The sequence below is a fragment of the Nocardioides mangrovicus genome, assembly GCF_003674065.1.
GTDB classification, from domain to species: domain Bacteria; phylum Actinomycetota; class Actinomycetes; order Propionibacteriales; family Nocardioidaceae; genus Marmoricola; species Marmoricola mangrovicus.
Map to the genome: position 1 here is coordinate 1 of NZ_RDBE01000022.1, position 487 is coordinate 487.

Below are 487 nucleotides of genomic sequence, written 5' to 3' on the forward strand. Positions count from 1 at the left end.
GTGCATGGGTTGGCGTCGTCGGCGTTGGCGATCCGGCAGCAGGTGATGGCGGCGGATCTGGTGATCGGGGCGGTGTTGATCCCGGGGGCGAAGGCGCCGACGTTGGTCAGCAACGAGCTGGTGTCGCAGATGAAGCCGGGTTCGGTGCTGGTCGACATCGCCATCGACCAGGGTGGCTGTTTCGAGGACTCCCACCCCACCACCCATGCTGAGCCGACCTACCGGGTGCATGACTCGGTGTTCTACTGCGTGGCGAACATGCCCGGTGCGGTGCCGAACACCTCGACCTATGCGCTGACCAACGCCACGCTGCCCTACACCGTGGCGCTGGCCGACCAGGGCTGGAGCGAGGCGATGCGCGCCGATCACTCCCTCGCGCTGGGCCTGAACACCCACGACGGCCAGATCACCAACACCCCCGTGGCCACCGCCCACGACCTGACCCCGACCAGCCTCGAGGACGTCCTGTCCTGAAGCTGGACCAGGC

At 67.6% G+C, this 487-nt stretch carries 1 protein-coding gene; it reads left to right on the forward strand.

Going from position 1 to position 487, the window contains the following annotated elements; all coding sequences use genetic code 11:
• Nucleotides 1-474: alanine dehydrogenase (locus D9V37_RS20000; RefSeq protein ID WP_408636237.1), on the forward strand; the 474-nt coding region annotated here is incomplete at its 5' end.
• Nucleotides 475-487 lie beyond the last annotated feature (13 nt).